This is a genomic window from Mariniflexile gromovii, assembly GCF_017814435.1.
Classification (GTDB): Bacteria; Bacteroidota; Bacteroidia; order Flavobacteriales; family Flavobacteriaceae; genus Mariniflexile; species Mariniflexile gromovii.
Genome location: NZ_JAGJCB010000002.1, coordinates 229,641 through 253,786, shown reverse-complemented (window position 1 = coordinate 253,786; position 24,146 = coordinate 229,641). Strand labels below are relative to the sequence as shown.

25 protein-coding genes are annotated in these 24,146 nt (G+C 33.6%); 12 read left to right on the top strand and 13 right to left on the bottom strand.

The window, feature by feature from the left end; translation table 11 throughout:
* Positions 1 to 56 precede the first annotated feature (56 nt).
* From hemH to J8H85_RS02965, 5 genes are all read left to right on the top strand, one after another.
* Entirely contained in the window at positions 57 to 1,091 is a 1,035-nt protein-coding gene (hemH, locus tag J8H85_RS02985; protein ID WP_209652540.1) for a ferrochelatase, read from the top strand.
* Positions 1,091 to 2,443, top strand: coding sequence for an MATE family efflux transporter (locus J8H85_RS02980; RefSeq protein ID WP_209652538.1), 1,353 nt, complete (start codon positions 1,091 to 1,093; stop codon positions 2,441 to 2,443). Before hemH ends, J8H85_RS02980 begins: the two co-directional genes overlap by 1 nt.
* 2 nt (positions 2,444 to 2,445) lie before the next feature.
* Positions 2,446 to 2,994, top strand: a complete 549-nt coding sequence (locus tag J8H85_RS02975) for a CopD family protein (RefSeq protein ID WP_209652536.1) — start codon at positions 2,446 to 2,448, stop codon at positions 2,992 to 2,994.
* Between the two features lie 127 nt (positions 2,995 to 3,121).
* Positions 3,122 to 4,579, top strand: coding sequence for a sensor histidine kinase (locus tag J8H85_RS02970; RefSeq protein WP_209652534.1), 1,458 nt, complete (start codon positions 3,122 to 3,124; stop codon positions 4,577 to 4,579).
* Between the two features lie 154 nt (positions 4,580 to 4,733).
* The gene (locus J8H85_RS02965) at positions 4,734 to 5,516 is read left to right on the top strand and encodes an enoyl-CoA hydratase/isomerase family protein (protein WP_209652532.1); all 783 of its coding nucleotides are present in this window, start codon (positions 4,734 to 4,736) and stop codon (positions 5,514 to 5,516) included.
* A gap of 238 nt (positions 5,517 to 5,754) precedes the next feature.
* Here the strand turns inward: J8H85_RS02965 and J8H85_RS02960 are convergent, their stop codons facing one another.
* Both J8H85_RS02960 and J8H85_RS02955 read right to left on the bottom strand, forming a co-directional pair.
* Positions 5,755 to 6,486 carry a DUF3800 domain-containing protein gene (locus tag J8H85_RS02960; RefSeq protein ID WP_209652530.1) on the bottom strand — a complete coding sequence of 244 codons (732 nt, stop codon included), beginning with the start codon at positions 6,484 to 6,486 and terminating at the stop codon, positions 5,755 to 5,757.
* 278 nt (positions 6,487 to 6,764) lie between these two features.
* Positions 6,765 to 7,448 (bottom strand): hypothetical protein, encoded by a 684-nt coding sequence (locus J8H85_RS02955; protein ID WP_209652528.1) that lies wholly within the window; start codon positions 7,446 to 7,448, stop codon positions 6,765 to 6,767.
* 297 nt (positions 7,449 to 7,745) lie between these two features.
* Here J8H85_RS02955 and J8H85_RS02950 point away from each other — a divergent pair, with 297 nt between their 5' ends.
* A complete protein-coding gene (locus J8H85_RS02950; RefSeq protein ID WP_209652526.1) occupies positions 7,746 to 8,819 on the top strand; it encodes a PA0069 family radical SAM protein in 1,074 nt (357 codons plus the stop codon).
* A 52-nt stretch (positions 8,820 to 8,871) separates the two neighbouring features.
* Here the strand turns inward: J8H85_RS02950 and J8H85_RS02945 are convergent, their stop codons facing one another.
* Both J8H85_RS02945 and J8H85_RS02940 read right to left on the bottom strand, forming a co-directional pair.
* A complete protein-coding gene (locus J8H85_RS02945) occupies positions 8,872 to 9,486 on the bottom strand; it encodes a hypothetical protein (RefSeq protein ID WP_209652524.1) in 615 nt (204 codons plus the stop codon).
* A 275-nt stretch (positions 9,487 to 9,761) separates the two neighbouring features.
* Complete coding sequence (locus J8H85_RS02940) at positions 9,762 to 10,358, bottom strand: hypothetical protein (RefSeq protein WP_209652522.1); 597 nt, start codon at positions 10,356 to 10,358, stop codon at positions 9,762 to 9,764.
* Positions 10,359 to 11,056: 698 nt separating this feature from the next.
* Here J8H85_RS02940 and J8H85_RS02935 point away from each other — a divergent pair.
* Positions 11,057 to 11,929: an AraC family transcriptional regulator gene (locus J8H85_RS02935; RefSeq protein WP_209652520.1), complete on the top strand. Its 873-nt coding sequence runs from the start codon at positions 11,057 to 11,059 to the stop codon at positions 11,927 to 11,929.
* Here the strand turns inward: J8H85_RS02935 and J8H85_RS02930 are convergent, their stop codons facing one another.
* The 5 genes from J8H85_RS02930 to J8H85_RS02910 form a co-directional block, all read right to left on the bottom strand.
* On the bottom strand, positions 11,930 to 12,583 hold the full coding sequence (locus J8H85_RS02930) for an HD domain-containing protein (RefSeq protein ID WP_209652518.1): 654 nt from the start codon (positions 12,581 to 12,583) through the stop codon (positions 11,930 to 11,932).
* A 68-nt stretch (positions 12,584 to 12,651) separates the two neighbouring features.
* Complete coding sequence (locus J8H85_RS02925) at positions 12,652 to 13,650, bottom strand: acyl-ACP desaturase (protein WP_209652517.1); 999 nt, start codon at positions 13,648 to 13,650, stop codon at positions 12,652 to 12,654.
* A gap of 10 nt (positions 13,651 to 13,660) precedes the next feature.
* On the bottom strand, positions 13,661 to 14,398 hold the full coding sequence (locus J8H85_RS02920) for a lysophospholipid acyltransferase family protein (RefSeq protein WP_209652514.1): 738 nt from the start codon (positions 14,396 to 14,398) through the stop codon (positions 13,661 to 13,663).
* A gap of 26 nt (positions 14,399 to 14,424) precedes the next feature.
* A complete protein-coding gene (locus tag J8H85_RS02915; RefSeq protein ID WP_209652512.1) occupies positions 14,425 to 14,814 on the bottom strand; it encodes a hypothetical protein in 390 nt (129 codons plus the stop codon).
* Positions 14,815 to 14,937: 123 nt separating this feature from the next.
* Complete coding sequence (locus J8H85_RS02910; protein WP_209652510.1) at positions 14,938 to 15,348, bottom strand: BrxA/BrxB family bacilliredoxin; 411 nt, start codon at positions 15,346 to 15,348, stop codon at positions 14,938 to 14,940.
* Between the two features lie 231 nt (positions 15,349 to 15,579).
* Between J8H85_RS02910 and J8H85_RS02905 the strand changes: the two genes are divergently transcribed.
* Positions 15,580 to 16,314, top strand: a complete 735-nt coding sequence (locus tag J8H85_RS02905; protein WP_209652508.1) for a TerB family tellurite resistance protein — start codon at positions 15,580 to 15,582, stop codon at positions 16,312 to 16,314.
* A gap of 29 nt (positions 16,315 to 16,343) precedes the next feature.
* Here the strand turns inward: J8H85_RS02905 and J8H85_RS02900 are convergent, their stop codons facing one another.
* Positions 16,344 to 16,514 (bottom strand): hypothetical protein, encoded by a 171-nt coding sequence (locus J8H85_RS02900; protein ID WP_209652506.1) that lies wholly within the window; start codon positions 16,512 to 16,514, stop codon positions 16,344 to 16,346.
* A 192-nt stretch (positions 16,515 to 16,706) separates the two neighbouring features.
* On the opposite strand from J8H85_RS02900, the gene J8H85_RS02895 reads away from it, so the two are divergent.
* Entirely contained in the window at positions 16,707 to 17,159 is a 453-nt protein-coding gene (locus J8H85_RS02895) for a DUF1569 domain-containing protein (RefSeq protein ID WP_209652504.1), read from the top strand.
* 70 nt (positions 17,160 to 17,229) lie between these two features.
* Positions 17,230 to 18,639, top strand: a complete 1,410-nt coding sequence (locus tag J8H85_RS02890) for a DUF4403 family protein (protein WP_209652502.1) — start codon at positions 17,230 to 17,232, stop codon at positions 18,637 to 18,639.
* 111 nt (positions 18,640 to 18,750) lie between these two features.
* On the opposite strand, the gene J8H85_RS02885 is transcribed toward J8H85_RS02890, so the two are convergent.
* From J8H85_RS02885 to J8H85_RS02875, 3 genes are all read right to left on the bottom strand, one after another.
* Positions 18,751 to 19,401 carry a porin family protein gene (locus J8H85_RS02885; protein ID WP_209652500.1) on the bottom strand — a complete coding sequence of 217 codons (651 nt, stop codon included), beginning with the start codon at positions 19,399 to 19,401 and terminating at the stop codon, positions 18,751 to 18,753.
* 123 nt (positions 19,402 to 19,524) lie between these two features.
* Positions 19,525 to 19,935: a hypothetical protein gene (locus J8H85_RS02880; RefSeq protein WP_209652498.1), complete on the bottom strand. Its 411-nt coding sequence runs from the start codon at positions 19,933 to 19,935 to the stop codon at positions 19,525 to 19,527.
* 10 nt (positions 19,936 to 19,945) lie between these two features.
* Positions 19,946 to 20,962, bottom strand: coding sequence for a S66 peptidase family protein (locus tag J8H85_RS02875; protein ID WP_245243713.1), 1,017 nt, complete (start codon positions 20,960 to 20,962; stop codon positions 19,946 to 19,948).
* Between the two features lie 185 nt (positions 20,963 to 21,147).
* Here J8H85_RS02875 and metG point away from each other — a divergent pair, with 185 nt between their 5' ends.
* Both metG and J8H85_RS02865 read left to right on the top strand, forming a co-directional pair.
* Positions 21,148 to 23,214, top strand: coding sequence for a methionine--tRNA ligase (gene metG, locus J8H85_RS02870; protein ID WP_209652494.1), 2,067 nt, complete (start codon positions 21,148 to 21,150; stop codon positions 23,212 to 23,214).
* A 110-nt stretch (positions 23,215 to 23,324) separates the two neighbouring features.
* Positions 23,325 to 23,843 carry a ferritin gene (locus J8H85_RS02865; protein WP_209652492.1) on the top strand — a complete coding sequence of 173 codons (519 nt, stop codon included), beginning with the start codon at positions 23,325 to 23,327 and terminating at the stop codon, positions 23,841 to 23,843.
* Positions 23,844 to 24,146: the final 303 nt, after the last annotated feature.

Sequence of the window (24,146 nt, the reverse complement as noted above, 5' to 3'; positions counted from 1 at the left end):
GTAGACCTCACAGGTTTTTAAAACCTGTGAGGTCTGAGAAACAATAAAATTATTAAATGAAAAAAGGAATTTTACTAGTAAACCTTGGCTCACCCGATAGCCCAACCCCAAAAGACGTAAAAAAATATTTAGGCGAATTTTTAATGGATGAGCGCGTTATCGATATTCCCTTGATAGCCAGAACAGCACTTGTAAAAGGCATTATTTTAAAAACACGCCCAAAACAATCGGCAGCGGCGTATAAAAAAATATGGTGGGAGGAAGGTTCTCCTTTAATTGTGCTTTCAGAAAGGCTTCAAAAGAAAATACAAAAACAGGTTGAAATGCCTGTGGCACTAGCCATGCGTTATGGCAGTATGACCATTAAAAAAGGACTTCAAGAATTGGTAGATAAAGGTGTTTCTGAGGTGTTGCTGTTTCCACTATATCCACAATTTGCCATGGCAACTACCGAAACCATTACGGTTTTAGCCGAGGAACTTCGCCAGCAATACTTTCCTAATTTAAAAATTGAATCGGTGCCTGCATTTTACAACAAACCCGATTATATTGAAGTGCTTTCAGATTCCATAAAAAAACATTTGGAGGGTAAGAATTACGAACATCTATTATTTTCATATCATGGGGTTCCAGAACGGCATATTCGAAAAAGCGATATTACAAAATCGCATTGTAAAATAGATGGTAGTTGTTGTGTAACGCCAAGTAAGGCACACGAGTTTTGTTACCGCCATCAATGTTTAGAGGTTACTAGATTGGTGGCCGAAAAACTTCAATTAAAGGAAGGTTCGTATTCAACATCGTTCCAATCCCGTTTAGGATTCGACCCATGGTTACAACCGTATACCGATAGAACCATTGAGCGTTTAGGTAAAAAAGGCCTTAAAAGTATGGCCATTGTTACCCCAGCATTTGTAAGCGACTGTTTGGAAACGTTGGAAGAAATAGCGATGGAAGGTCAGGAAATTTTCCATGAAATGGGTGGAAAGGATTTTACAACCGTACCTTGCTTAAACGATGATGATGCTTGGGTAGCCTTACTTTCTAAATGGATCAATCATTGGGCAACTGCTGAAACAATTAAAGCGTAATGGCAAAAGTATCATCACAAGATTTAGGCTCGCAACCCATCGGGAAAATTTTAATCAAGCAAGCGGTTCCGGCATCTATTGGTATTTTGGTGATGTCGCTAAATATTTTGGTTGATACTATTTTTGTGGGTCATTGGATAGGCTCTACAGCCATAGCGGCCATTAATGTGGTGTTACCCGTATCGTTTTTTATAGCGGCTCTGGGTATGGCCATTGGCATAGGTGGTTCTTCTATTATTTCTAGGGCATTGGGCTCTGGCAGTAAAGATAAAGCGCTTAAAACCTTTGGAAATCAAATTACACTTACCTTATTGCTTACTATTTCTTTAGTTGTGATTGGATTGTTTTTTGCAGATGCTATCATCCTATCGTTTGGTGGAAAGGGCGCTATTTTTGAACCTGCAAAAATTTACTATACCATTGTGTTGTATGGCGTACCGTTTTTGGCGTTGAGTATGATGGGGAATACGGTAATTAGAGCCGAAGGGAAGCCTAAATTTGCCATGTATGCTATGATGATTCCATCGGTAAGCAACTTACTTTTAGATTATATTTTTATAAACGTATTGGACTTTGGAATGGAAGGTGCTGCTTGGGCAACCTCCATTTCGTACATCATTTGTTTCATTTTTATTTTTTGGTTTTTCCTTTCTAAAAACTCCGAATTAAAAATTAACGCTTTGCATTTTGGCTTAAGTCCGTCTATAGTTTCCGAAATAGCATCCTTAGGATTTGTAACCTTGGCACGACAAGCTGTAGTGAGTATTACCTATTTGTTTATGAATAATATTTTGTTCGATTTAGGTGGTGAAATCTCTGTAACAGCTTACGCCATTGTGGGTCGTATGCTCATGTTTGCCATGTTTCCGGTGTTGGGTATTACACAAGGCTTTTTGCCCATTGCGGGCTTTAACTATGGCGCTCAAAATTACCATAGGGTTCGGCAAAGCATCAATATCGCCATAAAATATGCCACCATATTATCAACCTGCATATTTATTGTATTAATGGTGTTCCCAGAAGCTATTACCCGCATGTTTACTACCGATGTAGAGGTTATAAAACAAACACCAAACGATATGCGTTGGGTATTTGCCGCCACACCAATTATAGCAGTACAACTTATTGGGGCAGCCTATTTTCAGTCTATCGGGAAAGCAATTCCTGCCTTGTTATTAACCTTAACGCGCCAAGGGTTTTTCTTCATTCCGTTAATTTTAATATTGCCAAAGTTTTATGGCGAATTAGGAGTGTGGATATCCTTCCCTATTTCCGATGTGCTTTCAACCATCGTAACTGCTTATTTTTTAAATAGAGAAGTAAAAACCACTTTAATCAATCAACCCGTTTAGTTATGGAGTATTACAACTACATAAAATCGTTTCATCTTATTTTTGTCATTACTTGGTTTGCAGGTTTGTTTTACATTCCTAGGTTGTTTGTGTATCAAATTGAAGCGTTCCATAAACCATCACCCGACAAAGAAATTCTAGGGAAACAACTCAAACTTATGGCAAAGCGTTTGTGGTTCATCATCACATGGCCATCAGCTATTTTAGCTACCATTTTCGCTATTTGGCTGCTCATTTTACAACCGTTTTGGTTACAACAACCTTGGATGCATGTAAAATTAGCATTCGTTTTATTGCTCATCATTTATCACCTAAAAACACATCAATATTACAAGCAACTTCAAAACGATGTGGTAAAAAAAACATCCAGTTTTATGCGTATTTGGAATGAAGGTGCTACGTTTATCCTATTTGCTGTTGTGTTTTTGGTCATTTTAAAAAGTGCCATCAATTGGGTTTGGGGCGTTGTGGGCATTATTGTTTTGGGAGTTTTAATCATGTTAGGTTTCAAGGTTTATAAAAACATCCGAAGTAAAAATCCGGAAGCTTAATTGAAAACCCAATTTTCAAACAGCAAATCCCAATAGATACGTTTAGAATTTGGAATTTATTTTTTTTGGAATTTTCCCTTGCGGTCTTTGGTTCGATTATTGCTATATTTAAGGCATCATTCATTATATGAAACTAAAAAAACTCTCTTTACGAACCCGTATTTTTTTAGCTATGATACTCTTGGTATTGTTGGCATCCGTACTTATTTCGGCGGTAGCCATTTACCAATACAACGAACAAAGTGGCGATTACCACAAAGAACGTTTAGAACGTAAAGAAGAGAACATTCAAACCCATTTAAGACGGGTTTTAAACGGCAGACAAAACACTTGGGAAGTAAAAACGGAAAACATCCCCATCATATTTAAAGAAGAAGTTTACAACATTGCCGATATCCATAAACTTCAAATTAATTTATACGATTTAGAGGGCTCTTTACTAATTTCTTCAAAAGCTGGTTTGCAAAATAATGTAGCAGACCAATGTATAGATGCCGAAATTTTAAATGCCCTATCCAATACAGCACACCATCGATATGTTTTTAAGCGCGTTGAAAATGGAGAAACCTTTCAATCATCGTACACTTATCTTGTAGACCAAAAATCCAAATCCATTGCCATATTAAATTTACCCTATTTAGAAAAGGACGATTTTTTAACCAAAGAGCTTTTAGAATTTTTAAAACGTATCGCCTTTGCCTTTATGTTTGTGTTGCTTATGGCCATTGCAATTGCGTTTTTATTATCTAAATACATTACAAAATCGTTAAAAGCCATAAGTGATAAAATCAATACCACCCGATTGGAAAAACGCAACCAAAAAATTATTGTGAATGATACCAGTGAAGAAATATCAACACTAGTGAGTTCGTATAACAGCATGATTGACGAACTGGAGGAAAGTGCCATACAATTGGCACGAAGCGAGCGCGAACAGGCTTGGAGGGAAATGGCAAAACAAGTAGCGCACGAAATTAAAAACCCCTTAACTCCCATGCGATTAACAGTTCAAAACTTCCAACGAAAATTTAATCCTCAAGATGAAAATATCCATTCCAAATTAGATGAATATAGCAAAACCTTAATTCAGCAAATAGATACCATGAGTTCTATAGCATCTGCATTTTCAAATTTTGCAAATATGCCAGCGCAACAAAACGAAACTTTAAATGTGGTGAATATTGTAAGGCTCGCTTTAGAAATATTTAATGAAGATTATATCGATTTTTCGGCGGAGAAAGAAGAAATTATAGCTAAATTAGACCGAACCCAATTAATACGTGTGGTTACCAATTTGGTTAAAAATGCTATTCAATCCATACCAGATACTATAACCCCAAAAATAAGCATCAATGTATCTACCGATGCCAAAGATGTGATTATTACGGTGGCAGACAATGGTTCGGGTATTTTAGAAGAAAATGTGGATAAGGTTTTCGAACCCAAATTCACCACCAAAACCAGTGGTATGGGGCTTGGTTTAGCCATGGTTAAAAACATGGTAGAAACCTATAAAGGCACCATTACATTTACAACCGAAAAAGATAAAGGCACTATATTTAGGGTAACGTTTCCCAAGGAATAAAATGAGTCTGTCTGAAAAGTGCAGTTCTATGTCATATTGAGCTTGTCGAAATATTTCAACTTACTGATAATCAATATCGGTTTCGACAAGCTCAACCTGACAAATAAAACATTAAACACTTTTCAGACAGCCTCATCTAAATAATAATAAAACAATGGCATACAAAAATATTTTAGTAGAAGAAAACAATGGTATCACTACCATAACCATTAACCGACCAAACAAATTAAATGCTTTAAACAAAGAAACGATTGAAGAATTGCACGAAGCTTTTAACGATGAGGAAGAAGATGACGACACTAAAGTTATTATTTTAACCGGAAGTGGCGAAAAAGCCTTTGTTGCCGGTGCCGATATTAGCGAATTTGCCGATTTTAATGTAAATGAAGGCACAAAACTGGCAGCTAAAGGTCAAGAAATGCTGTTTGATTTTGTTGAAAACCTATCAAAACCCGTAATTGCTGCTGTTAATGGTTTTGCGCTTGGTGGTGGCTTGGAATTAGCCATGGCATGCCATTTTAGGGTAGCGAGCGATAATGCTAAAATGGGACTTCCAGAAGTGTCGCTTGGGGTGATTCCCGGGTATGGAGGCACACAACGTTTGCCTCAATTAATTGGTAAAGGGCGCGCTATGGAAATGATTATGACCGCAAATATGATTGATGCCAACCAAGCCTTAAATTATGGTTTGGTAAACCATGTAGTGCCACAAGAAGAATTGCTTCCACTTTGCGAAAAAATAGCCAATAAAATCTCAAACAATTCATTGGTTGCCATAAGTTCGGCCATTCGAGCTATTAACGCTAATTTTGAAGATGGTGTTAATGGTTATGATGTTGAAATAGAGGAATTTGGAAATTGTTTTGGTACCGATGATTTTACGGAGGGTACTACCGCTTTTTTACAAAAGCGGAAGGCTAATTTTCCTGGGAAGTAGGTTTTGGGGTTAAATAATAATGTTAGTTTATGTATGTTTTTCCGACTAAAAAGAGTAATTAAGATATAGATGAGATATAATTTGGGATAAATTTAGTTGTTTTTAAATACTCTGTTGGGTGAGGTTATTTATTTTTGTTACCTTTGCAGAGTATAACGACAATAGGTTGTTAAAAAATATTAGGATTGGGGTGTCCCCGGTCGGCGTAAAAGGTTGGGTTTTCTCAGCCTTTTTGTTTTTATGGAAATTTCTTAAGTCCGTAAACCTTACCGTTTTTTGTGTAAATATTATGTTTTAATTTGTCAAAAGATAAATTAACGCCTTGGGGATTTAGAATTTTCCTTGCAATTGGATAAGCAATTAAATCGGATAGTTGAAGTCCATTAATATTTTCATTTTTCCAACTAAACTTTGGTTTGAAGCCATAATTTTGAATTCTTTCAGCGTCAACGTAATATGTCCCAATTTGCCTGACTTTCTGTATATGTTCCCCAAGTTTAGTATCTTCTTTTTTCCCTCTTCTTTCAATAATTATCTCTAATTCATTACAATTTCCAAGGTTATCTAAACAAAAAACAGTTCTTTCAAGTATAAAAGAAAGAGATATTTCGTAAACATCGTTTTCTAGTTTTCCATATTTTTTTATGAACTCTGTTTTATTTATTGCAGCAGCAATAATATGATATAGAGGTTTTTCTACTAGACTATTAATAGAATTATAAAATTTCTTTTTAATATCTAAATCAAATAATATTTGAAATTCATTATTACATTTTCTAATATCTCTTGAATGGAAAATCACATTTTTATTATTCCAAAATTCAATTTTAATTTGATTAATATCAGCCCTAATTAATCTGTAATTTTCTTCAGAAATCAGAATTCCACACAACAAAAAAATCGGAAAACTTTTGTCGATTGTTTTTAATCCGTGGTCTCCACTTTCATCAAGAAATAAATAGTATTTCAAATTAGTGTTTTTTCCTTTATTTAGTATTACATTACTTTTTTGATTTTCTACAATTATGTAGAAAAATTAAAATGACTGAAATCACAAAAGTAGGAAGCCATAATATAAAACAAATCTCTCCAATTGTACTCATAATAGGATTGATATTACTTGTTGTGGTAAACTGATCAACCGCAACAAAAAACATTATTGCGACTGTAATAAATAATGTTATAGATATTTTATAAAGATTCACAATTACTTTTTAAAATGAAAACAATAAGGATATAACCCCAATCCTACTCATGAAAAATACTAGACTTCCCTTTTTTCTTTCTGTAAATTTTAATCGAAATAATAATAACCCAAATAATAAATAAACTTAAAAAGAAGTAAGTAGCCAACACGTAGCCATATCTGTATTTTGGTGCTTTCCCTAAATATTGGCTAATATCGTTCTCGGTATTTATTTTAACGGAGTTGAAAAGCTCGGTTTTAACGTCGGCATTAAACTGCGTGTCGCTAGCATAGAAAAACGTGTATAAATTTTTGTTTAATAAGTAAAATTCAGCCTCGTAAGTAGGGGTTCCTAAATCGTTTTCAAATTTCAAATTATAACCTGTAAAACCATCTTTTTTTACAAGTGTCGTGTTTTTTAAGTAATAAGGCACTCTATAGCGCATTCTGGCTATAACTCGTTCATATTCATCAATTAAACTGGCGTAATCGTAAGGCAGCCTAGAAAGACTTGTTTTTTGGTCTTCATTTTCAAAAAGCACTCTTTGGGCAATAAAATTGTAAGTATCGGTTTTAAATCTAATTTGGCGTATTTGTACACCATCTACAATAGTGTCCGATTCCACGAAATTTTTTGGAACATCCAAACTAACCACGTCATCTAATTTATACGAGAGCATCTCTCTGTTTTGTGCGGTTAAAGTGCTGGTAATTAAAACGAAAAGTAATATATAAAGCTTTTTCATAACGGTTTGTTTCTTAAAATCCTTTAATAAAGTTTAAAAAATTTGAACAAGTCTAAAATATGGATTTTTTTAACTCCACAGACAATTTAACACATATTTGATAAAACATTAAGGAATCTGTTTTTAAGATCGAATTTGTGCTTATAAACTAAATGGATTTTTTTCTTTTATAAAGATAATTTTTCTTTCAATACCTTACTTTGTTAATAACCCATTGTTCTTTTAACAGTTTTCACTGGAAATTATAAGTAATTTTAAAGTGCTACTTTCTGCATACAATCTTTATTTTTATTAAAAATGGATTCAAAATCTACCATAAAAGGCCGTGGTGCTCAGCTTAATGTACCCAATAAATTCTTCGAATTAAGCCACGACATGCGTGATGATTTTTTAGAATTCTGCCATAAAGAAGGAGAAGAAAGCGATAAAAACAAAACACTTTATCTAGAGGTGTTTCCAAAAACCATCGTCAATAAAGTTGAAAGTCCGGATATTGGTATGGCCTATTCCATGAATGCCTACCAAGGTTGCGAACATGGGTGTATTTATTGTTATGCGAGAAACAGTCATGAATTTTGGGGTTATAGTGCTGGTTTGGATTTTGAGCGTCGCATTATGGTAAAAAAAGATGCGCCAAAACTTTTGGAAGCCTTATTGAAAAAGAAAAGTTGGCAAGCGCATCCCATAGTAATGTCTGGTAATACCGATTGTTACCAACCTGCCGAAAAGCAATTTGAAATTACCAGACAATGTTTGGAAGTGTTTTTAAAATACAAACACCCCGTTGCCATTATTACAAAGAATGCTTTGATTTTGAGGGATTTGGATGTTTTAAAAGAGCTTTCAAAAGACAATTTAATAGGGGTAAATGTATCAATTACTTCGCTATCAGAAGAAACCAGACGTGTTTTAGAACCTAGAACTGCTACCATAAAACGGCGTTTGGAAACTGTAAAAACTTTAAGTGATAATGGTATTCCTGTAAATGTGATGTTGGCACCCATTATTCCATCTATAAACAGTCATGAAATATTGCCTTTAGCAAAAGCAGCTTCTGAAAATGGTGCCTTAGGAATAGCACATACTATCGTAAGACTTAATGGTGCCATTGGAGAAATTTTTTCCGATTGGATTCACAAAACCATGCCCGATAGAGCAGAAAAAGTGCTGCATCAAATTGAAAGTTGCCACGGCGGAACTTTAAACGATAGTCGTTACGGAACCAGAATGTGCGGTGAAGGAAAAATTGCCGAACAAATCAATAATCTTGTAAAATTGGCGAGACAAAAATATTTTAAAGATAAGGTGATGCCTAAGTTAAACACCCCATTGCATGAGCAGTTTAAAGATGGTCAGCTAAAACTATTTTAAATTAAAAAGAGTGAGCAAAATGCCCACTCTTTTTAATAGTAATTAGGGTTGGTTAGTTAATTTCTGTAGTAAAAACACGCTCTTCAGTAGTAAAAACAATTTTGTAATTACCATGGTTTCTGCCTGTTAGCTTATAAATTCTGCTAGTGTTTTCTGTATTTTCAATAGTTTCAGAATAAATAAGTTCTTCGTTGCTAAAAGTGTTATTAGTGTCTGTACGGTAAATAGCTATTTCCATTGGAGCTTTGTTTAACGACAATCTTGATACATAAACTACATCGCCTTTAACTCTTGTTACTGGTTTAAAAATGGTAGCTTCCATTTCTTTGTTAAAAGTAACTGTGTTTACTGATACTGTAAAAGGGATTGTTTGTATTTCTACATCTTTATCAAGTTCAAAAATGTAACCACCATTTGGAAGTGTGGTTAAATCGAAACCATTCGTGTAGGTTCCAGATTCTTGAATGAGTTCTTTATATAGTACAACACCATTATTATCCTTAATAGATAATAGGTTTCCTTGCTTTACATTGTTTAAAGTAATGGAGGTCTTTTCAGCATCATTTTCAATTTTAAATAATGATACTTCATTTGCGAAACTTAACAAGGTAGCAAACATTGTTACCATTAAGATTCCTTTTTTTGAGTTGTTTAATACGTTTTTCATAATTTGGGTTTTTTAACGTTTTACAATACAAATGTACAACCGCTTTTTAGTTATTAAAACACTGATATTGATGTATTTATATGCTATTTTATCTGTTATTTTTACATCAATTTTGTGTTAAATTAAAATAGAATATATTGGGGTTAAATATGTATATTTAAGAAAATACTTTAGGAAATGGATAATAAATAAATGATACTCTATAATTAAATTAGAGCAAAAAAAAGTGGGCCACCACAGCCCACTTTACCAACTAAACTAAATAAGACATTAAACTAATTATTAATGAATTTTGTGAACTCTTTATTATCAGAGTTAATTACTATTTTATAATTTCCTTTTTCTAATTTATAAGCTCTTTCTACAGATTGTAAACCTTCAATTTTTTCTGAGTGAAGTAATTCGTAATCATTGTTGTTATCGGCATAAACGCTAATTTTTACTGCTCCTAAGTTTGGAGACAATTTACTAACAAATAGTAAGTTTCCTTTTTGAGACATGTAAGGCTTGTAACTTGTAGTTTCTTTGTTTCTATTTATTACAATGTTTTTAAAACTTACTGTAAATGGAATTGTTGTAGTTTCTAAATCTTTATCCAATTCAAAAACATATTCTCCTTCAGGTAAAGATGTTAAATCGAAACCTTTAGCATATATACCAGATTTCTGGATAAGTTCATTATATAATATAACACCATTGGCATCCTTTATATATAATTGGTTACCTGCTTTTACATTAGTTAATGTTAGAGCCGTTTTTTTAGCGTCATCTTTAATTGTTGAGAATGATCCTTCATTTGCGAAACTTAACAAGGTAGCAAATAATGTTACCATTAAGAATCCTTTTTTTGAGTTGTTTATTACGTTTTTCATAATTCGTTTTTTTATAACGTTAATACATGGCAAATATATGCTGGTATTTCATCTGAAAAAACATTCATCTTGACCGAAATGTGTGCTAAATTATCTGTTAATAAAATATTAACATTATGTAAAGTTAATATAGCATATGTCTGTGTTAAATTTGAATAGTTCTGCAAAAAAGCCTCAGAATTTTTTTAAAATTGAAAATGAAAACGATGTTCAAAATAGAGATAGAACATGATTATTAGTAAATCGATTAGATTGAAAACGTAATACCTTAGATAAGAAAAGAATAAATATGATATTCTATATATTAAGGAGTAAGATGTGTACTTCAATAGAAAAAGATAAAGTTTAGGCAAAAAAAAAGTGAGCCACCACAGCTCACTTTACCAACTAAACTAAATAAGACATTAAACTAATTATTAATGAATTTCTGTAAACTCTTTGTTGTTCGAGTTATATTATATAGTATTTTACTTTTCTATTTTTGGTTGCTTAATCAGTAATTATATTTACTAAATATCAACAGTACAAATATACACTGGATGTATTTATTTAAAAACAACAGATTTGACCACTTTATATGCTATATTAACTGTTAATTTAATGTTAAATGGATGTAATGTTAATATAACATACAATAGGGGTAATTAAAGTTATGTTTGCATAATAATATATTGTAATTTTGCTTTAAATAAATTTGTATGATTAATAAAAAACCAACTTTTAGAAAAGTTACCCCAAGTTTCGGAAGTTCTATATTAGTTAAACAACATGTAGAAACGATAGATAAAGATGGCGCTTACTGGCATTTTCATCCAGAATTAGAGCTTATTTATATAAATAAAGGACAAGGTAAAACTCACATAGGAAATCATTTATCCTATTTTAATAACAGTCAATTAATACTTATTGGATCTAATTTGCCACACAATGGATTTACTGATAGGTTAACAGCGAATGGTACAGAAACTGCAGTACAGTTTAAATCGAACTTTTTAGGAGACGATTTTTTAAACGTTCCAGAAATGGCGCCTATTGTATCGTTGTTTGAAAGAGCTAAACAAGGTATTCGTTTTAAGGTTGAAACCAAAAAGGTAATTGGACCAAAAATTGACAAACTATTAGAGCACCAAGGCTTAAAACGTGTTTTAAAATTTTTAGATATTTTAAACTATTTAGCAACCACGGAAGATTATACATTGTTAAATGCTGATGGTTTTGCTTTTGAAACAGAACCACAGGATAGTTCTAAAATTGATATCATTTTTAAATACGTTAATAAGAATTTTCAAAATCATATTACTTTAGATGAAATAGCAGATGAGGTAAGTATGACAGTGCCAGCATTTTGTAGATACTTTAAAAAAGCTACCGGTAAAACATTTACACAATTAGTAAATGAATATAGGGTGGTGCATGCTACCAAATTGCTTAATGAAAGCCAAAAAAGTATTGCTGATATTTGTTTTGAATGTGGATTTAATAATTTTTCACATTTTAACAAGCAGTTTAACGAAATTACCGGTAAAAGTGCCTCAAACTATAGAAAGGAAATTAAGCTTATTATCCAATAATTAAGCCTCTCCATTCCATTCTTTATAAAATTGAGTAAGATATAGTTTCATAAAGTCATGTCTTTGTGTAGCTATATCTTTTCCCGTTTTAGTATTCATCTTATCTTTTAGAAGCAATAATTTCTCATAAAAATGGTTGATGGTTGGGGCGTTTGATGATTTATATTCCTCTTTTGTCATATTCAGATTCGGTTTTATATCAGGATTATAAAGCGCTCTGTTTTTAAATCCGCCATAATTAAAACAACGTGCAATCCCAATAGCTCCAATAGCATCTAGTCTATCCGCATCTTGAATTACATCCAATTCGGCCGATTTAAATTTTTGTGCCTCATTTCCACCTTTAAAAGAGATATTTTCAATAATATTCACCACATGTTCAATAACTTTTGAATCTACATTTAGGTTGAACAAAAATTTCCGGGCTTTGTTTGGGCCCACAGTTTCATCGCCATTATGAAATTTACTATCGGCAATATCGTGTAATAACGCACCAAGGGATACGGTAAAGTGATCTACCTTTTCATTTTTAGCTATCAGTAAAGCGTTTTTGTAAACACGTTCTATGTGAAACCAATCGTGTCCGCCTTCAGCATCTGCAAGGGTTTCTTTTACAAAATCGATGGTTTTATTGATTATTTCTTCTGAAGTCATAAGCGTATAAAAATAAAAATTCCTCTCAGTTTAGAAAGGAATTTTATAATGATATTTTAATTGTTTTATTATTTAGTAACAGCAGGTTCTACCCATTTAAACTGAAAAGAGTTTTGAGGTATTTTCATGCGTTCTGATAAACGATACATTCTAGCAGGTAGCTTCATTAGGTAGTCTCGGGCTTTTTCAGCTTCATCCGTAAGTCCTGTAATTTTATCTATTTCCCAACGGTTGATTAATTTATCTAAAATATCAACATAATCGTTGGATGTGTAAACACCTATACGTTGCGCTGTATTAGAAAACTCTTCAAAAGCAGTACTGATTTTATTGCCCGATTCTCTTAAAAAATGTGCAGGCATCGTGATTTTTTGCTTCATCATATCGTGAAACGCCATCATCATTTGGCTTGGATCTACTTTAAAAATGCGCTCCACAAACTCTGAATAGGCGTGGTGGTGCCTCATTTCATCTCCAGAAATAATCTTACACATTTTACCAAGTTGCTTATTGCCGTTTTGACTCGCAATTTTAGCAACACGGTTATGTGAAATATAGGTTGCCAACTCTTGGAAACTGGTATAAACAAAGTTTTTGTATGGGTCTCTATCGGTTCCAATATCAAAGCCATCGGCAATTAAATATTGCGTTGTTATTTCAATTTCTCGCATATTTACGCGCCCAGAAAGGTATAGATATTTATTAAGCACATCGCCGTGGCGGTTTTCTTCACCTGTCCAATGGCGTACCCATTTGGCCCAACTATTTTCTTTTTCTCTATCTATTTGGTCAACACCTTCAACATCCATTAACCACGATTCGTAGGTTGGCAATGCTTCTTCAGTAATCATATCACCTACTAAAACCACCCAAAAATCATAAGGCAGTTCTTTTGAAAGTTCTCTTATTTCGCGTACTTCTTCAAAAAAAGTATCTTTTTCAGAATTTGGTAAAAAATCGGTTGGTTGCCATATTTTATCAACAGGAATTAAGTATTTCTGTATTAAAGATTCTACGTCTTTTTCCAAAAACTGCATTACTTCTAATCTTACATTTTTTAACGACATCTTTATATTTTTAATGATTTATATTGTCTGTAATAGTTTTTTCGATACTATTAATAAGTTCTTCTTTGTTTACAAAGGTACTAACTTTTAAAGGCTTATGCACGGTAAAAGTTATATGTGTACCTAAACCCATTGGAAATTTACCATATTTTAACATTTTCCATGAATTGTTTATGGTAATGGGTACCACAAGAGCCGATGGAATTTTTTTAAACAATACGTCTAAACCTTTGGTTTGAAATGGCTTAGGCTCTCCGTTTTTGCTTCTGGTACCTTCTGGGAAAATAACGGCTGCTCGTTTGTTTGTTTCAATGTATTCGCCAAATTTCATTAATGCAGGTAGCGATTGTCTTGGGTTTTTTCTATCAATTAAAGCGGCACCACCATGGCGTAAATTATAAGATACGCTAGGTATACCTTTTCCTAATTCTATTTTACTAATAAATTTAGGATGATGTTTACGCATGTACCAAGTAATAGGGTAGATGTCGTGCAAACTTTGGTGATTGGCAACAATTATTAAAGGTTGATTGGTGTCTATTTTATGTGGATTGGTAAATGTAAAACGCGTGCCTAATATGTTGGCACAACGCATGAGACAAAACTGTAAAACATCCACACTTTTTTTATGTGCTTGATAACCAAATACATTAAAACAAAACCATTGAATGGGATGAAATACAACAAGTGTTAAAAAAAAACACAGATAATAAATAACACTTAAAGGGTATGATATTAGTTTTTGCATACCCCAAAAATAAACAAAAACAGGTTTTAATAAACAGCGATGCAGTTGTTATTTTCGCAATTTACGCTTGTTGGAGGCATTACGAACATACAATCTGATGCAACTCCCCATTTTTTATTATAATCGGTTTCTTTTTTATTATGTGTTTCAACCATTTTTTCAAGTTTTTCAGTATCTATTGAAGTTGAATACACCACGTAACCCCACGGGCCACCACAAGGTTTGCTGCCTAAGGCAATAAAATGGCATTCATACGTGTCGTTACAAATAGAAGTAGCGGCTAAATCTTCAATCGCTTTTTTAGATGCATTTAAAGCTTTTTGCTCACTTTCTTGTGTTGAAATGTTATCATCTTCACATTGAAATGCCATAAAAAACAAGCAAGTAATAAATAAAAATGGGAGTAACTTTTTCATTTGTTTATTTTATTGTTAGATGAACGTTTATCTAAAAGGTTGCGTTATTAAAACAAAAAAACCCACGATTATATCATGGGTTTTTTTATGCTTCAGTCATTGACCTTCGGTCTTCCGTCTTTTTTAACAATACTCATTATAAGCATCAGTAAGGTTTTCTGCAATTAATTGTGCAGGTCTGCCTTCAATGTGGTGACGCTCTAACATGTGTACCAATTCGCCATCTTTAAACAAAGCCATACTTGGTGAGCTTGGAGGGAATGGAACCATATAACCACGAGCTGCATCAACAGCCTCTTTATCAACTCCTGCAAAAACCGTTACAATATGGTCAGGTCTTTTTGCATTTTGTAAGCTCATTCTAGCACCTGGGCGTGCATTTGCAGCTGCACAACCACAAACCGAATTAACTACAACCAGTGTCGTTCCTTCTTTTGCTAAAGCAGCATCAACAGCCTCGGCAGTATGTAATTCTTCAAAACCAACCTTGGTTAAATCTTCGCGCATTGGTTTTACTAATTCTGCTGGATACATATTTTTTAAATTTTAATAATTAACAACTTTTTAGACTGCAAAGATACACAAAAGTATTGACTATGTAGTCGCAGTTTGCAGGCACAGTTTACAAATCGTTTTCGAAATATTTCAAATTAGTTTTCAAATAAGCATCAAACGCTTATCTAAACACATCAAAGTAACAAATCATTAAAAAACCCAACTAACAGTAGTATATTTGAAGCGTATTTTAAAAAAAAAGAAGATTACATGAGTTTTTCAAAATGGATTGGGGCAGCCATAGGCTGGTCATTTGGTGGGCCAATTGGTGCCATTTTAGGGTTGGCATTAGGAAGTGTTATTGATGGGATGTCCAATGGAACAGTGGTTTATACCAATAACCCACAACAACGTCCGCAAACACAACCGGGCGATTTTGAAGTAAGTTTGCTCATTTTAGCATCTATCGTTATAAAGGCCGATGGAAAACAAGACCAACGCGAATTGGATTTTGTACGCCTGCAGTTTGTAAACATGTACGGTAAAGAGCGTGCAAACCATGCTTTTAAGTTGTTTAAGGAAATAAATAAACAGCAAAATATCTCTACAAGGCAGGTGTGTTTGCAAATTAGACAAATGATGCAACATGCATCACGTTTGCAACTTATTCACTTTTTGTTTGGAATAGCTAATGCTGACGGTGTTGTTACTGAAGACGAGGTTGTACAAATACATACTATGGCGGGCTATTTAGGGATTAGCCATAACGATTATGAAAGTATTAAAGCCATGTTTTACAAAAGTAGCGATAGCGCTTATAAAATATTGGAAATTGACAAAACTGCGACTAATGATGAGATTAAAAAAGCCTACAGAACCATGGCTAAAAAATATCATCCTGATAAAGTGATCCACTTAGGGCCAGAGCACCAAAAAGGTGCTGAAGAAAAATTTAAAAAGGTGCAAGATGCTTATGATCAACTGCAGAAGGAGCGTGGATTTTAAAGGTATTTAGATATTTCTAATTAATAATATTAAAGGAAAATTCCTGATAATATAACAGCAATTATTAATAAAACTAAAACAATAATCACGAACGCGCTCGTTTTTTTTGTAATGCCGTCTTTTTGAAAAATATAATTCCTTTTGTTGTTTTCGGGGTTTTTTACAACTTCAAAATCTTCTTTGCCTTGTTTCTTTTCCATAATAAAGTTTATTTATACAAAGATGATGTAGATTAGGCTCATATGCTTTACAACATTTTTATGTTTTCTTATACTATTTTCATTTGGAAGGAATCGGATTAAGAAAATATCCAAATATTTAATATTGAAGAAGTTTCAAGAATAAAATTAAAATAAATAAATTGCGATTAGTTTAAATTAAAAGAATTTATCATGATAAACATGTTTGATATGAACGAAACCAATGCGGTTATCCAACGAATTAATAGTCTTAAACCAGATTCGCCAGCATTATGGGGCAAAATGAGTGTTGATAAAATGTTGGCACATTGTAATGTTGCTTATGAAATGGCTCTGGAAGACACCCACCCTAAACCAACAGGTTTAAAAAAAACCATGCTTAAACTATTTGTAAAACCCATTGTTGTAGGCAAAAAACCATATAAGCGAAATAGTAGAACAGCGCCAGAATTTTTAATTACAGATTCCAAAAATTTTGAATTGGAGAAAGTAAGACTCATCAATTACATTTTGAAAACCATTACTTTGGGTGAAGATTATTTTGATAATCGTGAATCCCATTCTTTTGGAAAACTTACCAAAACCGAATGGAATACGATGTTTTACAAACACTTAGATCATCATTTAAACCAATTTGGTGTTTAAATCATCAAAGTTCATTAATTATATAAATATCAAAATCCTTTAATTATTTCTGAACTCTAATATATTTTGAATGGCTAAATGTGCTTTGTTTTTTACTTTATTCATACTAATTGTTTTTAATATTTCCTGCGCTTCCAAACAACAGCTCATGACACTGAAACCAGAACCTGAAGAAGCTGTTTCGCCATTGGTGTACGATAATGTTCCGTCGTTTATAAATGTTCCTGTAAGTGTTAAATTGAAAGATATTGAAAATCAAATCAATAGTATATTGAAAGGTTTGATTTATGAAGATAAAACCATTGAAGACGATGATATTGAAATAAAAGTTTGGAAACAAGCCCCTATCACGATTCAACACGATGCTTCTTCGGGCAATAAAATTAAAACCACGCTTCCTTTAAAAGCCATTATAAAATACCGAATTGGTACACAAACATTGGGTGTCAATCTATATAAAACCAGCGAATTCAACCTTAATGGTGTGGTTACTTTAAGCAGCGATATTGGTTTAACCAACTGGCAACTAAAATCTAAAACACGTATTACAGATTTGGTTTGGAAAGAAAGCCCCTCCATGGTTGTTTACGGAAAAAATTTACCTGTAACCTACCTTGTAAATCCTGCTATAAAAATATTTAGAGCCGATATAGAAAAAAGTATCGATGCTGCCATTGAAGCATCAATGGATTTTAAACCAAACGTTCTGGAAGCCATAGAAAAGTTGACCGTGCCTTTTAAAATGAATGATGATTACGAAAGTTGGTTAAGGATTGTGCCTATTGAAATTTATAGTACCGATGCCCAACTAAAAAACGATAAGGTTTTGCTCGACATGGGAATGAAATGCGATATGGAAACCGTTATTGGGCAGCAACCCCAATCTAAATTTGATGCTAAAAAAATAGTGTTAAAGCCAGTTGCTAAAATGCCAAACCATGTAACATCCAATATTGTTGCCATATCTACTTACCAAGATGCTTCTAAAATAATGACCAAGAATTTTTCAGGTGAAGAATTTGGTTCTGGTTCAAAAAAAGTAACTGTAAAAAAGGTTGATATTTGGCATAAACAAGGAAAAATGGTAATTGCTTTAGATCTTCAAGGATCGGTAAATGGCACGATTTATTTAGAAGGTGTACCGTTTTATAATAATGTAACCAAAGAATTGTTTTTTGATAATTTAGATTACGTTTTAGATACAAAAAGCCGATTGTTAAAAACCGCAAATTGGCTGGCAAAAGGCACGATTTTAAAACGCATACAAGAAAATTGCAGATATTCCATTCAACCTAATCTAGATGAAGGCAAAAAAACCATGCTAAACTATTTAAATAACTATTCGCCAATGCCTGGGGTTTTTGTAAACGGTACTATGGAAGATATCGATTTCCAAAGAGTACAATTAACCAACACTGCTATTTTGGCGTTTTTAAAGGTAAAAGGTAATATTAGTGTTACTGTAGATGGTTTGAAGTAAAGCGTCATTGCGAACGCAGTGAAGCAATCTGTTTATTTTTTCTCGTTAAAAAAAATTAGTGCCCGTTTCTTAACGAGCACTAACCATATATTTTCTATTTTTTATCTGCAATTAGTTCAATTGCAAGGTCAAGTACAAACTAAGGTTACTGTTTTTTCCATCAGGAATGGTGTAAGTTTGTCCCCCAACGGTGCGTTCTTTTCCAACGGTGGATAGTCCGTAATTATATCTTAGGCCAATACCAACTTTATCCAAATCAATCCCAACACCGGCAGCTATACCCGTATCAAATTTATTGAAATCGTCGTTGTCATAATTCTCTTCAAAATTAAAACTTCCACTATCCGATTCATTAGTAATTTGGGCATCTACCAAATAAGCAAAATAAGGACCTGCATGAACGTTAAGGTTTTTTGCCAAATTAATCTTCAATAGTACAGGTAATTCGATATAATTTAGTTTGAATTTTGCCGTTCCCGAAGCAAAAGCGTTATCATAAACCAATTCAGAACCTTTTCTGGAATACAAGAGTTCGGGCTGAATGGCAATGAAATCTGTTAAAGGAAACGTGGTGTAAATACCAGCATTAAAACTGGTTAACACATTGTTATCGTCTACATCATCGGTATATAAATTTGAAAAGTTAGCACCACCTTTTATACCAATTTGAGGGCTTGGTGCATCCGTAACTTGTGCATTTGCTGTTGAGGTTAATCCAAATAATAAAATAACCGCAACCGAAAATTTTCCTATGTTTTTCATGATTTTTCTGTTTTTAAAATTTTACAATACAAAGATGCGGTTGTAATTATCCAAACGTGTTATAATATTTTTTGGATGAATTATAAAATTTCCATTTGTGGAAAGAAACTGGCTATTGTTTTATTAGAGCCTTTCGGCTAATTTCAAAATTTGATTTAAAAAGCTAAGTGTGTTGGTCATTTCTTTACTGAATTTAAAAAAATCAAATATTTTTTCTGGTAGTTTTTTATCTAATATGAGTTTTTCTTCTTCAGATAATTTTTCAAATGATTTAATCCAGTTCTCAAAGTAATTGATGCCTTCAAAAGTTAAGTAAGTGGCATTTCTATTGATGTAATTTTTATTTACATGAAGATATTTAATATTAATTAAGTATAGTTCATTATTGAAATTGTCTTCATAAAGATTTATAATATCAGTTTTTATATCAAATATTTGTTTTAAAGCTTCTCCTTTACTTTCAACATATAATTTAAATAATATGATATGTCTCATCAACTCATTTGATTCTAATATTTTTAGAGCATCATTCATGTTAACAATATTAGTTTTGAAAAACAACTGTAGACTGGTCTTGGCTCACGTTTAGCTGAACCGCTCTACCAAAAATCATGGCACGATTATCTTTTTCATGTCCTGCGGGCATATTAAAAGCTACAGGTATGTTATAATCTGTCAAAACATCCAGAATAAGTTGCTCCACAGAGCTTCCCCATTGGGTGGTATTCCTTCTTACTTTAGTGATATCGCCAACAATAACACCCTTGCAATGTTCAAAATAACCGGCACGTTTTAAACTTTGTAACATGCGATCTATATGGTATTCGTATTCGCCAATTTCTTCAATAAATAAAATTTTATTCTTAGTGTCAATACTGGTTTTAGATCCCAACATACTGTACAAAATACTTAAGTTGCCACCAACCAATAATCCCGAAGTAGTGCCTGTTTTGTTGTGTTTTGAACCTTGTAAGGTGTACGATAACGGATTGCCAAAAAGGGCATCCTTAAAGGTAGAAATCGTTTCTTTGATGGTTTCATTATTATCTTGCAAACTGGTACACATCATGGCATGCAAACTTTCAAAACCTTCATTATGAACTTGATTGTGAATTGCCGTAATATCAGAATAACCAATAATCCATTTGGGTTGTTTTCTAAATTTAGTGTAGTTCAATTTATCTAAAATACGCACCGCTCCATAACCACCACGTGCACACCAAATGGCGCTGATTTTTGGGTCGTCCATCGCTTTTTGAAAATCTTCGGCACGTTCAGCGTCTGTTCCGGCAAAGTGGTTGTTTTGGTTAAACACGTTTTTACCAACTACCGCGTGCAAGCCCCAACTTTTAAGCAGGTTTTTTGCTTGTTCAACTTCAGCAGTTCGGTTTCTTAAAATGCCCGATGGTGCAACAATGGCAACAGTATCGCCAGTTTTCAAATAAGGTGGACGTATCAAAGTAGTAGTTTTATTAAAGGTTGTGTTTTGTGCCGAAACAGTTGTTTTTCCGCAGAAAAAAACAGCACAAAGTAGGATTGTAAATAATGTGATTCTAGACATAATGTAAATGTACATTTTTTTTCTAAATCGCAGTCAAATTGTGTACTTTTGCGGCTTTAAATAAAGCAGTCTAACATACTTTTGTCCCCTCGAGCGCAGTCGAGAGGTTTTAAAGTATAAATATTAAACAAGGTTTAGTCCCAATAACTATCGGGAGCGCTCGACCTGACACAATAATAATTGAGATGAACAAACCAAAAAGATACACCATAACCTCTGCATTACCTTATACCAATGGTCCCATACATATTGGGCATTTAGCAGGTGTTTATGTTCCAGCCGATATTTATGCTCGCTATTTACGTTTAACAGGAAACGATGTGGTTTTTATTGGTGGTAGTGATGAACACGGTGTACCCATTACCATAAAAGCAAAAAACGAAGGTGTTACACCGCAAGATGTGGTTGATAAATACCATACAATCATCAAGCAATCATTTGAAGAATTTGGTATTTCGTTTGATAATTATTCGCGTACTTCGGCTAAAATTCATCATGAAACAGCTTCGGAATTTTTCAAAACTTTATACGATAAAGGCGATTTTATTGAAGAAACTACCGAGCAGTTATACGACGAAAAAGCAAACCAATTTTTAGCCGACAGATTTGTAACGGGAACCTGCCCAAAATGTGGTAATGAAGAAGCTTATGGCGACCAATGTGAAAAATGTGGTACCAGTTTAAATGCTACCGATTTAATCAATCCAAAATCAGCTTTAACAGGCAATGTGCCAACACTAAAAGAAACAAAACACTGGTTTTTACCTTTAGATAAACACGAAGCCTTTTTACGTGAATGGATTTTAGAAGGCCATAAAAAAGATTGGAAACCAAATGTGTACGGACAAGTAAAATCGTGGATAGATGATGGTTTGCGTCCGCGTGCCGTAACCCGCGATTTAGACTGGGGTATTCCAGTACCGGTGCCAGGTGGCGAAGGCAAAGTGCTGTATGTGTGGTTTGATGCGCCAATTGGTTATATTTCATCAACAAAAGAATGGGCACAACGCGAAGGTAAAGATTGGGAACCCTATTGGAAAAGCAACGACACAAAGTTGGTGCACTTTATAGGAAAGGACAATATTGTGTTCCATTGCATTATTTTCCCAGCGATGTTAAAAGCAGAGGGGTCTTATATTTTACCTGAAAATGTGCCAGCAAACGAGTTTTTAAATTTAGAAGGGAATAAATTGTCTACCTCAAAAAATTGGGCGGTTTGGTTACCAGAATATTTAAAAGAATTTCCAAACCAGCAAGATGTATTGCGTTATGCGTTAACCGCCAATGCTCCAGAAACTAAGGATAACGATTTTACATGGAAAGATTTTCAAGCTAGAAATAATAACGAATTGGTAGCTATTTTTGGTAATTTCATCAACCGTGTTGTGGTGCTAACCAATAAATATTACAACGGCATTGTGCCTGCTCCAGGTGCTTTTTCACAAGTAGATGAAGAAACTTTGGCAGCTTTAAAAGCGTATCCAGAAGTGATTTCAAGTTCTATTGAACGTTACCGCTTTAGAGAAGCCCAAACAGAACTAATGAATTTGGCTCGACTTGGAAACAAGTATCTAGCCGATGAAGAACCTTGGAAAGTAATAAAAGTAGATGAAGCACGTACACAAACCATTATGTATGTAGCGCTTCAAATAGCATCTGCTCTAGCCACTTTAAGCGAACCGTTTTTGCCGTTTACTTCAACAAAACTTAAAAGTATTTTAAATGTCACGTCGAGCGCAGTCGAGACGTCTTGGAATGAAGTAAGTACTAAAGATGTATTGCTCCCAGTCGGGCACCAAATAGGAGAAGCCGAATTGTTATTTTCAAAAATTGAAGATGAAACCATTCAATTTCAATTGGATAAATTAGAAGCCAGCAAAAAAGCTAACGAAGCTGCAAATAAAGCTGTAGAACCCCAAAAACCGACCATTACGTTTGATGATTTTACAAAACTTGACATGCGTGTGGGTACTATTTTGGAAGCTGAAAAAATGCCAAAAGCTAAAAAACTGTTGGTTTTAAAGGTAGATACAGGTTTGGATGTGCGCACCATTGTTTCGGGCATTGCAGAAAGCTTTACACCCGAAGAAGTGGTTGGAAAAAAGGTAACGGTTTTAGTAAATCTAGCTCCTAGAGCATTGCGTGGTGTAGAAAGCCAAGGCATGATTTTAATGACGGAAAGCACTGAAGGCAAATTGGTATTTGTAAATCCTGATGATGCCAACGTGCCAAATGGGTTGCATATAAGTTAAGTTTTAAATAGACTTAATCTTATTAAAAATTTGATTTGCATAAAATTATTGTGTTAGGCCAACTTTGAAGACCTTAAAGAATTCATTAACTTTACAAAAAACGCAAAATTATGTTATCAAAAAATATAGAAAAAGCACTTAACAATCAAGTGAAAATAGAAGCGCAATCATCACAAATTTACTTAGCTATGGCATGTTGGGCCGAAGTGAAAGGACTGGAAGGTGTTGCAGGGTTTATGTACAAACAATCGCAAGAAGAGCGCGACCACATGCTTAAATTGGTTAAATATGTAAACGAACGTGGGGGGCATGCGCAAGTTTCAGCACTTTCAGCACCCAACGTAACGTTTAAATCGTTTAAAGAGATGTTTGAAGAACTTTATAAGCATGAGGTTTTTGTTTCAGAAAGCATCAACGAGTTGGTACACATCAGTCTACAAGAAAAAGATTATTCTACACATAACTTTTTACAATGGTATGTTGCTGAACAAATAGAAGAAGAAGCCATGGCACGTACTATTTTAGATAAGATTAACCTAATAGGTGACGATAAAGGTGGTTTATATCTGTTTGACAGGGATATACAAAACTTAACGGTTAGTACAGCGGCTTCAACAACGCCACAATAATTTTAACATTTAATCTTATTTAGATTTAATTAAAATAACTATTTTTGCCCATCATTTATTTATAAATAAGTCTCTTGGGCAAGAAGAAACAAAAAAAGGCGCTTAAAAAACTTGAAAAAGCTGGGATAAAATTTCCTAGTAAAGTAAAAAGCAGCTGTTGCGAAAAATATAAGAAAAGTGAGAACAAGCGTTGTGGAAAATGCCCTTGCTTCGATTTACTTAAAAAAGTAGCTTAAGTTTTAAGGAATTCTGTTTTTCCTTAAATGAATGATATGGCATCGTTTTTGTGAGTGTTTTTCGTAC